The following is a 14,792-nucleotide window of genomic DNA, read 5'->3' as shown; positions in this document are numbered from 1 at the left end:
TATAAAGGAGAAAAGTATCATGGAAATGAACAAACGAATGTTTATTAATGGTAAAATTTTTACGTCTAATAAGGAAAAAAAATACGCGAATGCGATGATTATTCATAATGGAATTGTTGAGTGGATAGGTAACCAAGAGGAAATTCATGATTTTCAAGGAGCAGTAATTGATTTAAAAAATCGTCGGGTTCTACCTGGGATTATTGATGCTCATATGCATCCATTATTATTGGCGAATTTCTCAAAACAAATTGCATGTACCCCTCCGGTAGTATATTCAATAGTGGACATGATTCGTGAATTATTAACAATGGATAATGCAGATTGGATTGAAGGGTGGGGCTATGATGAAGGTAAGTTGGAAGAGGGACGTGCACCAAATAGACAGGATTTAGATCAGGTTTCTATAATCAAGCCAATTGTAGTTACCCGTACATGCGGACATATTATTTCTGTGAATAGTAAAGCACTTTCAATCGCTGGAATTAATAAAGACACACCTGACCCTGATGGAGGGAAAATCGACCGTGATACGAATGGCGAACCAACTGGTGTATTACGAGAAAGTGCTAGATTATTAGTATTAAATAAAATGCCGCAGCTTTCTATGGAAGAAAATGCTTCTCGACTTACTGCACTAACAAAATCTTTATATGCACATGGTATTACATCGATTACAGATCTTATGGCTAGCCATAAACCGATGGATTATATAGACATTTATACATTAGCAAGAGAAAAAGGTTTAACACATAATGTTGTTCTATACTATATGTGGCATGATTTAAAAATTAATCCTATTCTAAATGAGAAAAACACGGATCGTAAAAATCCTATTCATATTGGTGGAGTGAAGCTATTTGCAGATGGAAGTGTATCGGGAAGAACTGCTTGGGTTAATCCTTCGTTTCTTGGGGAAGAAGATAACCACGGTATTTCGACTACTTCAGAAAATGAACTATTAGAAGCGGCGGAGTATGCTAAACAAAATGGTGTGCAATTGGTGATCCATGCAATGGGTGAACAGGCAATCGATCTAATCGTAAACACATTTTATGGGAAAGAACCTTGGATTCACGATGGTCCGTCCATTCGAATAGAACATGCTGCTATGCCAACATTACAGGCAATAGAACGTTCTGCAGAAATGGGTATTGCATTTGTTCCACAACCAATTTTCTTATATGCTGAAATAGAAAGTTATTTAGCTAATTTAGGTTCTGATCGAACGAAAACAACCTATCCGGTTAAAACAATGTTAAATGCGGGTATTCCTGTAGCTTTTTCTTCTGACGCGCCTGCCACTGCCTGGGCAGATCCTGTCAATCCATTTGTTGGTATCAAATCTGCCGTTACTCGTGTTGCATATGATGGTACTAATACAGGTGATGCGGAAAAAATTGATGTAGAAACTGCAATTGAACTTTATACAAGAGGAGCTCAATACATTACGCGGATACCGAACGTTGGTCAGTTAATAGAAGGTTATCGTGCAGACTTTATAGTGCTAAACAAAGATATTTTTGAAGTTTCTCCTGAAGAAATTGACCAAATATCTGTTGAAGCAACTTTTATGAAAGGAGAATTGGTGTACTTAAAAGAAGGAGTTTCTTCTAAACAATAGATTCATCGAAATCTAATATTGTAGGTACAGTGTGCAAACTTACCGAAAGCAATAGTGATGAACTTCATTGTCAATAAAGTATAGTTGTGTTTCCACGTAATAGGATCGAATAATGTTCCAAAGTTATTCGGTCCTTTTGTGTATTCAAAATTTCATAGAAATATTTAGTAATTAACTAATTAGTACGCATATTAGGTTTAATGTATTGTTTGGTTATTATTCGAAATAACTATAGGTGTTGAAAGTTGTCTGTGTGGAAATTCCCGATTTACCTAACAGTAAATTATCATAGATTGTTGCATAAGTATAAGTCACCGACCCCCAAATGAGTACATAAAATCAATTTTCACCTCAGAAGCAAGTTTCGGACAATTACTCACAAAAGAAATTCTAAAAGGCTCTCAGAGTGAATTTGAAGCACCCTAATATTTGGAACTTAATATAGAGAAAACGAACTTTTTGATGGTATTTTTAAGGTAATATTCAATAAGGTTCCCAAATACATATTTGGGAACCTTATTTTGTGATAAAATGGGAGAAGAAGAGGTGGAAGCAATGCAAAGAGAATTACCGAAAATAGTAAAAGATTTTCTGGTCTATTTAACGACTATTAAGGGGAAATCTTTACGAACAAGAAAAGAGTATGAATATGACATCACTTTATTTTTAAGGTTTCTAATAGCGGTGGAAAATGATATGGATATAACTAAAATCGACAAAATCATTATTAAAGATGTAACGATTGATTTTATTAAAGAAATTTCACTGGAAGATATGTATTTGTTTTTGGAATACTGTGAAATGAAACGCAGTAATAGTGCTGCTTCGCGGGCAAGGAAAGCAGCGACGCTTAAATCCTTTTTTAAATACTTAAAGGGGAAAAGAAGAATGCTGGACGAAAATCCAGCGGATGAATTGGAAACGCCTAAAATCGGTAAGAAAAAGCCGATTTATATGGATCAAAAAGAGGCAGAAATATTTATAGCAGGTATTAAAAAAAGTAATCACTACTATAGAAATTATAGTATGATCATGTTTTTCTTAAATTTAGGTCTTCGTGTTTCGGAGCTATGCAGCTTAAATCTTACATCTGTCCAGGATAATGTATTGCATGTGATAGGTAAAGGGGATAAAGAACGTACCGTTTTCCTAAACAAAGCTTGTACAGTGTCACTACATAAATATATCGAAAAAGAACGCCAATACATACAAGGTGCAACTACAAATCAAGCGCTATTCCTGTCACAAAAAGGAACTAGATTAACACGACAAACAGTTGCAAAAATCATTAAACAAATCAACCAGGACTCCGGCTTAAACAAAGAAAAACTAACACCGCACAAGCTAAGGCATACATCTGCAACTATTATGTATAAGAGTGGTGCAGATATTAGAAGTTTACAGCATATTTTGGGTCATACTAGTGTATCTACTACACAGATTTATACACATGTGGAGGATAAAGAAATTGAACGAGTAATAGAAAATAATCCTTTCAACCAATTAGGTTGACATAATATAATTATGTAAACTAAATTCAATGGAATTGTTTAGTTTCACTTGTAGAAAAATTGCTGAAATAAGACGAAATATGAATAATTTTCTTGTTCATTTAAATAACTTTTTGAAGTAAGAGAATACACTACAATATACGCATACGATTTCGCTGATGGAAGAGAGGAGCAATATAATTTGAAAATATCAGAAATTTATAAAAGGTATTTAAATGGAGAAAAATTTAAAAGCATTAGTGATATAAACCTAGGAAAATTGCCAATAAAGCATGCAGCAGATTTGGTTGGATCTTCACCCATTATGCAAGAAATAGCAAAAAAACACTCCAAAAGTTTAAAGCACCAAAAAAAATACCCGCTTTGAAGAAGCGGGTTATTACTAATTATGTTTTTGAAAACAAGTCATTCGTCTTACTAATGGTTCTGATTTACTAAGGTAAATCGGTTTAACAATATCACCCGTAATTGTGTTAGCTTTTCTATTTTTTTTTCTTGCGCTAAAACGGCTTAATTTTTCTGCTGCACGCACTCTAACTTCATCTGTATTGATCGGATTTCTGGCACTTACCATATTCATGACTCCTTTTTTTCTAGGATATATGATTTTTTTAATACATAGTCAAGATCAGTAATTACCATCGTTCGTATCATCTTCAGTGTCTGTCAAAGCTACCATATACTCAATATTCTCCAGGTTTTTACTAATCGTTTTATGAAGCAGCTCAAATAAATACTTATCTAGTATATCAAAGGAATAGGAATAACTTTCTATTACCGTAATGTATTCATTATGGTTAAAAGGAAAGTAATACACAAGATAGCTTTTCTTCCACAAATTCTCTTCATTGATTTTGTTAAAAACCGCAGATTCCCCAGATTCTTTAGATTCCTCCACTAACTCATAGAATTTTTCAGGTGCGGCACCATTGTATATTTCATACGTAAAGACGCCATTGATGGGATGATTTTTGTATCCTAGTTGAGTTTCAGCTAGGAAATACTCCAGTACTTCTTTAAAGTCTATTGTAGATTGAGTCAAAAAATCTAATGTTCTTCCGGAGGCATCATCCCCAGTAAAATATGCCATAAGTTTTGCTTTAGTTCCACTGATCTCAACAGTTTCTATAGCAGCCTGTTCTATATTATCTACTTCAAATTCAAGATTTAAAAACTTGAATCTTTTTAAACGTTTAAAAGCAACAGGTACAGTAAGAAATAGAAGCAACCATATGAAAAGCAAAAAAAGGCCACGAAAAATGATTTGATTAAAATTGGATTCCACGAAAGGCTTAACTATTATTGAAAACGCCGTTTCTGCTGTATTAATTGTAGAACCACTATTGCTAGTGCTTTCAGTTTGTAAAAGAAAAGCCTGGGGATTATCTTTCCATGTATGGAAACCAATTAGTATAGATGCAACGATCATCCACGATATTATAAGCGTGATTCCTGCTGTATAAAAGTACGGAATTAAAAAATTTATCCATTGAAAGAACGTCCTTTTTTCTTTGTTCATATGGTGTAATTCTGTCAGCCCCTTGTCATTTAATATACTGGTACTTTTTTTCATCTATTACTAATAAAATATATGTATTGGTATTATGTTTGAGTCAATTTCATAATTACTTGTTTCATTTAAAAATACGAATGTTTATTTAATATCGAAATATATTATTCGTTTTTTTAAAAGCGATCCCGTTGATTGGAGTGGCAGGCGGCGACTCCAGCGGGAACAGCGCAGGCTGAAAGCCCGGCAGGAAAGACATTGGTCGAACTTTGTTTGACCAATGTCTTTGCGACGAGTTACAGCAGGAGCATATGTTTTCGTAGTGACGAGGAGATTGAAGCCGTGCCCGCGGAAAGCGTCCGCCTCAAGGGGAAATCAGCGTTGTTCGGATTTAACTATATAATATTCTTTATGAAACTGATTCGCTTGTTTTAATTTATAACTATTATTTATATATGGGCTATCGATTAGTGGTGAAATCATCAATATTTTTTGAGATGGATTTGATTAACAAATAAAAAACAATAATATTATTATGTAAACTAAATTGTATTTAAAATTTTTCTAGGCAAGTGTAAGTACTTGCCTAGATAGATTATTTATACGTTGTATTCAATGATTCCAAATCCATTTGGTTCTATGTTAACTTGATTACCTTCTATTACTATATTAGAACTATAAAGTATGTTATAATTCTCGCTCTTATCAAGCGAAAATTTTTGGTTACTGGAGATTGGATTAAGTAAGACTAAAATAGTTTTATTAGCGCTAAATTTCTTATAACCAAATATGCCATTTGCCTCAGTAGGGTGCAGGAATATTACAGAACCTTCATTAGCTAGCAGTTTTTCTTTTTTCCGAAGCGCATTTAGAGTCCGAATATGATTTTTAAGCTCTAGCTGATGATTTCCTTCGTCCCAGTCCATGCATTTTCTACAGCCAGGATCTTGGGTACCTGTAAGACCTATTTCGTCCCCATAATAAATGCAGGGAGTGCCCATAAAAGTTAGAAGTATAGTAAATACTTGCTTCGTTTTTTTTATATCGCCTTCGCATTCCGTAAGAATTCTTGGAGTATCGTGACTGCCTACAAGATTAAACGTATAATCAAACACAGTCTTTGGGTAACTATAGTAAACCTTACTCATATTCTCTACGAACTGCTTTGACGTAATACTATTGTTTGCTAAAAGGTTCAGTACATTTGTTTTAAACGGATAATTCATCACAGCATCAAACTGATCTCCTCTAAGCCACGGCATGGAATCATGCCATATTTCTCCAAGAATATATATATCAGGCTTTGCATTTTTTACTATTTTTCTAAACTCGCGCCAGAAAGGCTGATCTACTTCATTTGCAACATCTAGTCTCCATCCATCAATATCAAATTCCTCAATCCAATAGGTACCTACGTCAAGCAGATATTTCTTTACCGCTGAATTAGCAGTATTTAACTTTGGCATAGATTCTACAAATCCAAAAGCTTCATAGTTTGGCTTTTCTCCTCCAACAACCGGGAAATCATGGATGTGAAACCAATCCTTATAAGGTGAATTTTCTCCATTTTCTAGGACATCTTGAAAAGGCGGAAAGTAATAACCACTATGATTGAATACGGCATCAAGCATTACCTTAATACCTCGGTTATGACATTGTGCTATAAGTTCTTTTAAAGCATCTGTATCGCCAAATTGAGGATCCAATTCCATATAGTCAATCGTATCGTATTTATGATTCGAGTAAGCTTTAAAGACTGGAGTAAAATAGATGCCATTTACCCCTATGTCCGTTAGGTGGTCCAAATGTTCAGTAACACCGGCGAAATCACCACCAAAGAAATTATCTACTGCGGGAGGTTCGCTACCCCATGCTTTTACATTTTCGGGATTTATAGTAGGATCGGCATTCCCAAAACGCTCTGGAAATATTTGATACCAGACAGTATCCTTCACCCATTCTGGAGCTTGGAATTGTTCATTTTCGTGTAAATAAGGAAAGCAAAAATAATAATCACTATCTACTGGTATGCTGTCATAAAATCCTTTTTCAGTATAAATTATCTCCTCTGTTGATGAATTCAACTTAAAGCCATATCTTAGTCTATTAGTTGCTGCAAATACTTCGGTTTCCCAATAGTCAAATAATCCATCGTTTCCAACTAAATTCATGGGTAATTCCGAATACTGCCATTTTCCATTACTCCAAATATATGGATCACCCATTATTAATGAAACAGTTTTTACATCTTGTTGCTTTGTTTTAAGCCGTATTTGAAGCGTTTGATCGTTTAGTAGATAAGCAAAATTATCGGTCGATCGGTGAAAAATAGCTGTTTTTTCCATAATACATCTCCTAATTAAACAAATTTGTTTACGTAAATACTTAAGCAAAACATATCACAATCCATGGTGAAAGGGAGGTGTAAATATAATATTTAAAAAATTTACAAAAAATAGATTGTTTCCTTCTCAAATAAATGTATAATAAAACCATAAGTTGTGCAATCGCTTTCACAAAATTATTACTATTATTATTCTTGAAATCTCATATAAAGACCAATAGAAGACGGAAAAGAATATTTTTCAGTGAAATTTATGATAGCGCTTTCTTTTTCTTAATTGTGCAAACGGTTGTCCAACTTTGGGATGTAGTGTTCAAACAAAAATTTTGGAGGGGTTAAAAAATGAAAAAGTCATTAACTTTGTTATTCATGCTAATTATTACGGTTGTTTTACTTGTGGCATGTGGTCCAGATAGGGAGGAAACAGCTCCAGCGAACACGGATGAAAAAGAACCGGAAACAGAAACAGGAGCAGAAACAACGGATGAACCTGCAAAACCCGAAAAGCTTATTGTTTGGGAAGACACAGATAAATCTATCGCTCTAAAGCCTGCAATCGAGTCTTTTGAGGCAGAATACGGTATTAAAGTTGAATTTAAAGAATTAGGTATGGCAGATAAAATGCGTGAACAATTGCGCTTAGATGGTCCTTCGGGAACTGGTGCAGACGTTGTAACTTTACCTCATGATCAAATTGGTCAAGTTGTTACAGAAGGTTTGATTCAAGAAATTGAAGTAAGTGACGAAATACTTTCTACTTTTAGTGAATCTGCTGTAACAGCACAAAAGTATGATGGGAAGCTTTATGGATTACCAAAAGCTACAGAAACACCAGTCTTTATCTACAATAAGGCGTTAATGACTGAAGCACCTGAGACTATGGATGATGTATACGCGTTTTCAAAAGATTTCACTGATGGGAAAAAGTTCGGATTCCTAGCGTTATGGGATAACTTTTACTTTGCACATGGTGTTATTGGAGGTATGGGCGGTTACGTCTTCCAAGAAAATGATGGAGCACTTGACCGAGATGATATTGGTTTAAACAATGAAGGTGCTATCGCTGGAGCAGAATATATTCAAAAATGGTACGCAGAAAGTTTATTCCCTAAAGGAATTATTGGAGAAAGTGGCGGTTCAGCTAAAGATGGTCTATTCAATGAAGGAAAAGTCGCTTCTGTAATGGACGGTCCTTGGGCTTTCCAAAGTATGAAGGACGCTGGAATCGATATTGGGGTTACAGCAATGCCAACTCTTCCAAACGGAGAACAAATGAAAACATTTATGGGAGTAAAAGGATGGCATGTATCAGCCTTTACAGAACATGAATACTGGTCAACAAAATTAGTTGAATGGTTAACAAATGAAGAAAATGCAAAAATTCGTTTTGAATTAACGCAAGAAATTCCACCGGTTACAACATTGATTGAAGATCCAATTATTGCGGATAATGAAGGTGCAAAAGCAGTAGCACTTCAATCTCAATACGCAGTACCTATGCCTAATATTCCTGAAATGGGAGAAGTATGGGGTCCTGCAGCATCTGCACTTCAAACAATTGCTACTGGTAAAGCAGAACCGAAAGCAGCAATGGATGATGCAGTGAAAACGATTAAAACAAATATAGAAACTAATCATCCGAATTAACTAGAAAAGCAGTTTACACTTTTATTGCGACGACCTAGCAGAGTAGAGGCGGTACTGTAATCTAATTGCTAAGTACTGCTCATTTAATTGATTGAAGTGGAAGTTGGCGACTCCACCGGGATGAGTGAGACAGATGAGCCATCACAACGGAAGCGAAGCTACGGTGATGGCTCATCGTTCACCCCGCGGAAAGCGTCCACCTGAAACAGAAATCAGTGGTATCGTCAAATAATTTACAGTATTATTAAATACTTTCTTATCTTTTAAAAAAGTGCAAAGGCATGTTACCTGATAGGGAGCATGGCTTTGCTTCTATATTAGTATGAGAAACGTTTACTTCAGGAAAATTTGCATGAAAATATGAGAGTATTCTCCTTTCATCCCGCGTTTACGGGCAGGCCGATTAAAGTCACCACGTCATGTGGCAACAGCGGCACTAGTACTTCCTGTACGTCGTAATACTCCCACTTAAGGTTTGGCCAAAGCAACAAAGCATAAATGGGAGACAACTGCCCGTAAACGCACGAATGGATCGGGCCAACAGGATGTTGGTCACTCAGGCATTGCCGCACGATGCGGCGTTCTTTGTCTGAGTTCAGTTTTTCAATCATTGGGGGATGAAGAAAACCCCCAATGATTGAAGTTTCACTTTTTAGGAAGAAGGAGGCGACATTTACGATGAATAGTAATGTCACAACCAAACATAGAAAATATGCCGGGTTATTATCTATCATCCCAGGCATTGGGCAATTTTATAATAAACAGTTTATAAAAGGAATCATTTTCTTAGTATTAACTGTCGCATTCTTCAGTAGCTTTTCTCAAACGCTAAACTGGGGTTTCTGGGGACTGATTACGCTTGGAGAAATTCCAGTCCTTGATCATTCCATATTCTTATTGATCGATGGCATCATCGCATTGTTGGTAGCAATCATCGGTCTTGGAATTTATGCGTTTAATATTTATGATGCTTATAACAATGGAAAAAAACGAGATGAAGGATTCCTATTAAATAGTGTAAGGGAGCAATATCATAATCTATTGGATAACGGTTTTCCTTATCTAATGATTTCCCCTGGGTTTTTATTATTAATCTTCGTAGTTATTTTCCCAATTATCTTTGTAATCCTTCTATCATTTACAAACTATGATTTATATCATTCACCACCTGCAAAACTGGTAGATTGGGTTGGTATTCAAAACTATATTGATATATTCAAATTAGATCTTTGGAGATCCACATTTTTTGGTGTATTGGGTTGGACAATTGTTTGGACATTTGGGGCAACGACATTACAAGTTGCAATTGGAGTCTTTCTCGCAGTTGTGATCAATCAAAAGGATTTAAAAGGGAAAGCATTTTTCCGTACTATATTAATCTTACCTTGGGCAGTACCCGCATTTGTATCGATCTTAATATTTTCAGGTATGTTCAATGAATCATTTGGTGTCATCAATACGCAAATACTCAGTATGTTAGGCATCGATGCTATTCCTTGGATGACAGAAGAGATGTGGACTAGATTAGCGTTGATCTTAATACAATCATGGCTAGGTTTCCCATTTATATTTGCAATGACAACTGGAGTGCTTCAATCTATTCCAAATGAATTGTACGAGGCTGCAAATGTGGACGGCGCTTCTATCTTCCAGAAATTCCGAGGTATCACATTACCTATGGTGCTATATGCAACTGCTCCAATTCTTATTACGCAGTATACATTTAACTTCAATAATTTCAACGTCATCTTCCTGTTCAATGGAGGAGGTCCAGCTTTACCTGGGCAAAATGCTGGGGGAACAGATATATTAATCTCTTGGATTTATCAATTGACGATGACTTCTGGACAATATGGAAAAGCAGCAGCAATAACAATGCTCCTATCACTTATCGTTGTAGCAGTAGCATTATGGCAATTCAAACGAACTAATTCATTCAAAGAGGAGGATATGATGTAATGACTAATAAGACTGAAAAAATCATCAGACTGTCAGTTTCTTATCTTATTCTTCTAATTGCGGTGATAATAGTTATTTACCCATTGCTATGGGTTGTAGGTTCTTCTTTAAACCCTGGGCAAAGTCTTTCAGGTTCTACGATGTTTCCTAATAATCCTACATTTAAGCACTATACGAGCTTATTTGATACAGAAAACTCCAATTATGTTTTATGGTACTTAAATTCGATGAAAATTAGTTTAATCACAATGGTACTTGCGGTTATAAGTGTAGCGTTTACTGGGTATGCGTTCTCACGCTACCGATTTATCGGAAGAAAAAATGGTCTTCTAACCTTTCTAGTCCTGCAAATGATTCCAAACTTCGCTGCGCTTATTGCAATCTTTGTACTTGCCCAACGAACTGGACTATTAGACACGCATGCAGGACTAATAATTATTTATGTAGGCGGCCAGATACCGATGAATACGTGGCTGATGAAAGGATATTTGGATACAATTCCAAAAGAGTTGGATGAATCTGCACGTATGGACGGAGCAGGCCATTTACGAATTTTTTGGCAAATAATTATGCCATTATCTAAGCCAATCATAGCAGTGGTAGCCCTGTTTTCATTTATCGCTCCATTTGGTGATTTCATACTCGCTCGTATTATGCTACGCACGGAAGAAAAGTTTACAATGGGTGTCGGTTTATACGAATTAGTTTCCAAGCAGTTTGGTAATGAATTTACTACTTTCGCTGCGGGGTCGGTTTTGATAGCTATTCCGATTACAATTCTTTTCCTATCATTTCAAAAATATTTTATCTCTGGTCTTACAGCTGGGGGTACGAAAGGTTAATTACCTTAATGGAAAGAAGTGGGGAAGTTTGACCATGAAAAAAAGTGGAATGCTCTTTGTTTTAATATCGCTCTTAATTGCCACTGTAAGTCCACTGACAGCTCTCGCTAGTGAAGAACGAAAGATGCAGGATGAGGTTATTTATAGTATTATGGTGGACCGATTTAATAATGGAGATACGAGTAATGATTACGATGCTAATATAAACGATCCACTTGCGTATCATGGTGGGGACTTTAAAGGAATAACAGAGAAGCTTGCTTATATTAAAGAAATGGGTTTTACAGCTATTTGGTTGACACCCATTTTTGAAAATATGGAAAAAGGGTATCACGGCTATTGGATAAAGGATTTTTATGAAACGAATGAGTATTTTGGCTCGATGGAAGATTTCAAAACACTTGTAGAGGAAGCCCACAAACTGGATATAAAAGTGATTCTCGACTTTGTTGTTAACCATGTTGGACCAAATCACGAGTGGCTAAGTGATCCTACTAAAGAAGAGTGGTTTCATCAAAATAAGTCCATTTCCAATTGGAATAACCAACAAGAAGTGGAAACTGGTTGGTTATATGATCTTCCCGACTTAGATCAAGACAATCCAGAGGTTAGTAAGTATTTATTAGATGCTGCAAAATGGTGGATAGAAGAAACAGATATCGATGGATATAGACTGGACACGGTCAAACATGTTCCAAAGGAATTTTGGACCGAATTTTCAGCTGAAGTGAAATCAGTGAAAGAATCGTTCTTTTTGATAGGGGAGGTTTGGCATGATAACCCCAATATCATAGTTGGTTATCAGGATACAGGTATCGATGGTTTCATGGACTTTTCCCAAAATGGATCTCTAAGAACCGCTTTTGAAAAATCGGATCAATCACTTGGTTGGTTATTTTCAAATAATGAGCGAAACGATAAATTGTTTGAGCGTCCAGAACTGCTTGGTCAATTTATCGACAATCATGATATGCAACGGTTCACTAATTTGGCAATCCAGAATAATCAGGATCCAGTAGCAAGGTTAAAACTTGGTTTAACTTATATGTATTCTGCTCCAGGCATTCCAATCATCTACTATGGAACAGAAATCGCATTGGACGGAGGAAATGATCCAGATAATCGTCGAATGATGAATTTTGAGGAAGATGCTGAGCTGGTTGAATATATCACAAAACTAGGAGCAGTAAGACAGCAGCAGTTGCCACTGACTAGGGGTGATATGGAACTTTTAGGTGATGACACAGGATGGACTGTCTATAAAAGGACCTATGCTGATGAAACAGTAGTAATAGCAATCAACAATACCTCGGAAGCTCAAACCGTAGTACTGGATGAAGAGAAAGAAACAGGAAAAGAGTTACAAGGATTATTAGCTGGAGAATTAGTTAAACCAGATGAGGATGGGTATACGATTCATTTGGAAAGTGGCCAGTCCGAAATATATAAGCTAGTGGATCGACAGAATGATAATCGGTTAACTACAGGCATTTGGATGGTGAGCATCGTTTTGATGTTATTGATCCTTTTCATTTGGTTCAATCGAATAAAGCAAAAAAAGCTGAAATAGGTACCGATTAGATATGCTCGAACCAAATGTTTGTCAAAACCGACAAAAGAAAGATCTGCACGAGAGGAGTACTTCAATCATGAAAGAAAAATGGTGGAAAGAAGCTGTCAGTTATCAGGTATATCCAAGAAGTTTCATGGATAGCAATGGTGACGGAATCGGCGATTTACGAGGAATTATTACGAAATTAGATTACTTGAAGGACTTGGGTGTCGATGTTATATGGGTCAGCCCGTTCTATAAGTCTCCAAATGCAGATAATGGATATGATATTAGTGACTATCAGGGTATTTCGGAGCAGTTTGGGAACATAGACGATTTTGATGAGTTATTGGAAGAAATACACGCAAGAGGTATGAAACTGATTCTTGACCTGGTTATCAACCATACAAGCGATGAGCATCCTTGGTTTATCGAATCACGCTCTTCTAAAGAAAATGCTAAAAGGGATTGGTATATTTGGAAGGATAGTAAAGGAGATCAAGAACCAAATAACTGGGAAAGTATTTTCTCTGGGAGCGCATGGGAGCAAGATGAGCTGACGGATCAATACTATCTCCATTTATTTGCAACGAAACAGCCTGACTTGAATTGGGAAAATACAGAAGTTCGACAGGAACTTTTTAAAATGGTCAATTGGTGGCTTGATAAAGGAATCGATGGTTACCGAGTAGATGCAATCAGTCACATTAAAAAACGTGATGGATTACCGGATATGCCTAATCCCAATCATGAAAAATATGTTTCGTCATTTGAGATGCATACGAACCAGCCTGGTATACAAGAGTATTTAAAAGAGTTAAAGGTAGAGACTTTTGCTAAATACGATATTATGACAGTTGGTGAAGCAAATGGAGTAGGGATAGACGAGGCGGATGAGTGGGTTGGAGAAGAGAATGGAAAATTTGATATGATTTTTCAGTTTGAACATCTCGGGCTTTGGAACAAGGCACTCAATAACTCAGTAGATGTTATCGCTTTAAAGCAAGTTCTTACGAAATGGCAAAAAGGGCTGCACCAAAAAGGGTGGAATGCACTATTTCTTGAAAATCACGATCAGACTCGAAGCGTTTCGAGTTGGGGGAATGATAAAGAATATTGGAATGAGAGTGCTAAAATGCTAGCCGGGTGCTACTTCCTTATGCAAGGAACCCCGTTTATCTATCAGGGACAGGAAATTGGAATGACAAATGTTCAGTTTCCATCTATTCAAGATTACGATGACATTGGTATGAAGAACTTTTATGATTTAGAAATAGAAAATGGTAAACCACATGAACAGGTAATGGAAATCATTTGGCGTAATGGGCGTGATAATTCAAGAACCCCTATGCAGTGGGAGAATTCTTTAAACGCTGGATTTTCAGAAGGTGAGCCATGGATGAAGGTGAATCCAAATTATGTGACGATTAATGTCGCTGATCAACTAGAGGATAAAGACTCTATTTATCATTTCTATAAAAAAATGATTCAAGTAAGAAAAGAAAATCCTGTTTTTGTTTATGGAGAATATGATGTAGTACAAGAAGAGCATCCTGATGTGTATGTCTACACACGAGCACTAAATGATCAGTTTGCGATTGTTTTATGTAACTTTAGAGAATATAGTGCGGAGCTTACGTTAAAACATCTTCCACAACGCGGCACGGAACTAATATTATATAATTATAAAGATGCACCGGAGCAGCTATCAGAGACTATTTCTCTAAATCCATACGAAGTAAGAGTATACTTATATAAGTGAATTAAAGTGATTTAAGGAAATGAAAGAGAGTGAGGAATTTC

At 36.1% G+C, this 14,792-nt stretch carries 12 protein-coding genes; 8 read left to right on the top strand and 4 right to left on the bottom strand.

Features of this window, described 5'->3' with window-relative positions; translation table 11 throughout:
• Positions 1-19 precede the first annotated feature (19 nt).
• From MKY37_RS00205 to MKY37_RS00195, 3 genes are all read left to right on the top strand, one after another.
• The gene (locus MKY37_RS00205; RefSeq protein WP_340772496.1) at positions 20-1,624 is read left to right on the top strand and encodes an amidohydrolase; all 1,605 of its coding nucleotides are present in this window, start codon (positions 20-22) and stop codon (positions 1,622-1,624) included.
• Positions 1,625-2,179: 555 nt separating this feature from the next.
• Positions 2,180-3,136 (top strand): tyrosine-type recombinase/integrase, encoded by a 957-nt coding sequence (locus MKY37_RS00200; RefSeq protein WP_340772493.1) that lies wholly within the window; start codon positions 2,180-2,182, stop codon positions 3,134-3,136.
• Between the two features lie 180 nt (positions 3,137-3,316).
• Positions 3,317-3,502: a hypothetical protein gene (locus MKY37_RS00195; RefSeq protein ID WP_340772491.1), complete on the top strand. Its 186-nt coding sequence runs from the start codon at positions 3,317-3,319 to the stop codon at positions 3,500-3,502.
• Positions 3,503-3,517: 15 nt separating this feature from the next.
• On the opposite strand, the gene MKY37_RS00190 is transcribed toward MKY37_RS00195, so the two are convergent.
• The 3 genes from MKY37_RS00190 to MKY37_RS00180 form a co-directional block, all read right to left on the bottom strand.
• On the bottom strand, positions 3,518-3,709 hold the full coding sequence (locus MKY37_RS00190) for a hypothetical protein (protein WP_340772490.1): 192 nt from the start codon (positions 3,707-3,709) through the stop codon (positions 3,518-3,520).
• A 54-nt stretch (positions 3,710-3,763) separates the two neighbouring features.
• Positions 3,764-4,708, bottom strand: a complete 945-nt coding sequence (locus tag MKY37_RS00185; protein ID WP_340772488.1) for a hypothetical protein — start codon at positions 4,706-4,708, stop codon at positions 3,764-3,766.
• A gap of 536 nt (positions 4,709-5,244) precedes the next feature.
• Positions 5,245-6,990, bottom strand: coding sequence for a glycoside hydrolase family 13 protein (locus MKY37_RS00180; protein ID WP_340772486.1), 1,746 nt, complete (start codon positions 6,988-6,990; stop codon positions 5,245-5,247).
• A 341-nt stretch (positions 6,991-7,331) separates the two neighbouring features.
• Between MKY37_RS00180 and MKY37_RS00175 the strand changes: the two genes are divergently transcribed.
• Positions 7,332-8,636, top strand: coding sequence for an extracellular solute-binding protein (locus MKY37_RS00175; protein ID WP_340772484.1), 1,305 nt, complete (start codon positions 7,332-7,334; stop codon positions 8,634-8,636).
• Positions 8,637-9,013: 377 nt separating this feature from the next.
• Here the strand turns inward: MKY37_RS00175 and MKY37_RS00170 are convergent, their stop codons facing one another.
• Positions 9,014-9,247 carry a hypothetical protein gene (locus tag MKY37_RS00170; protein ID WP_340772483.1) on the bottom strand — a complete coding sequence of 78 codons (234 nt, stop codon included), beginning with the start codon at positions 9,245-9,247 and terminating at the stop codon, positions 9,014-9,016.
• 67 nt (positions 9,248-9,314) lie between these two features.
• Between MKY37_RS00170 and MKY37_RS00165 the strand changes: the two genes are divergently transcribed.
• From MKY37_RS00165 to MKY37_RS00150, 4 genes are all read left to right on the top strand, one after another.
• The gene (locus MKY37_RS00165) at positions 9,315-10,595 is read left to right on the top strand and encodes a carbohydrate ABC transporter permease (protein ID WP_340772481.1); all 1,281 of its coding nucleotides are present in this window, start codon (positions 9,315-9,317) and stop codon (positions 10,593-10,595) included.
• The gene (locus tag MKY37_RS00160; RefSeq protein ID WP_340772479.1) at positions 10,595-11,437 is read left to right on the top strand and encodes a sugar ABC transporter permease; all 843 of its coding nucleotides are present in this window, start codon (positions 10,595-10,597) and stop codon (positions 11,435-11,437) included. The genes MKY37_RS00165 and MKY37_RS00160 overlap by 1 nt, the downstream gene beginning before the upstream one ends.
• Before the next feature lie 34 nt (positions 11,438-11,471).
• The gene (locus MKY37_RS00155; RefSeq protein WP_340772477.1) at positions 11,472-13,007 is read left to right on the top strand and encodes an alpha-amylase family glycosyl hydrolase; all 1,536 of its coding nucleotides are present in this window, start codon (positions 11,472-11,474) and stop codon (positions 13,005-13,007) included.
• A gap of 79 nt (positions 13,008-13,086) precedes the next feature.
• The gene (locus MKY37_RS00150) at positions 13,087-14,751 is read left to right on the top strand and encodes a glycoside hydrolase family 13 protein (protein ID WP_340772475.1); all 1,665 of its coding nucleotides are present in this window, start codon (positions 13,087-13,089) and stop codon (positions 14,749-14,751) included.
• The last annotated feature ends 41 nt before the right edge of the window (positions 14,752-14,792 follow it).

Origin of the sequence: Psychrobacillus sp. FSL K6-2836 (genome assembly GCF_038003085.1) — a bacterium.
In the GTDB taxonomy this organism is placed as follows: domain Bacteria; phylum Bacillota; class Bacilli; order Bacillales_A; family Planococcaceae; genus Psychrobacillus.
Note: the sequence above shows the minus strand (reverse complement) of the source record. Positions and strands in the feature narration are given on the sequence as shown.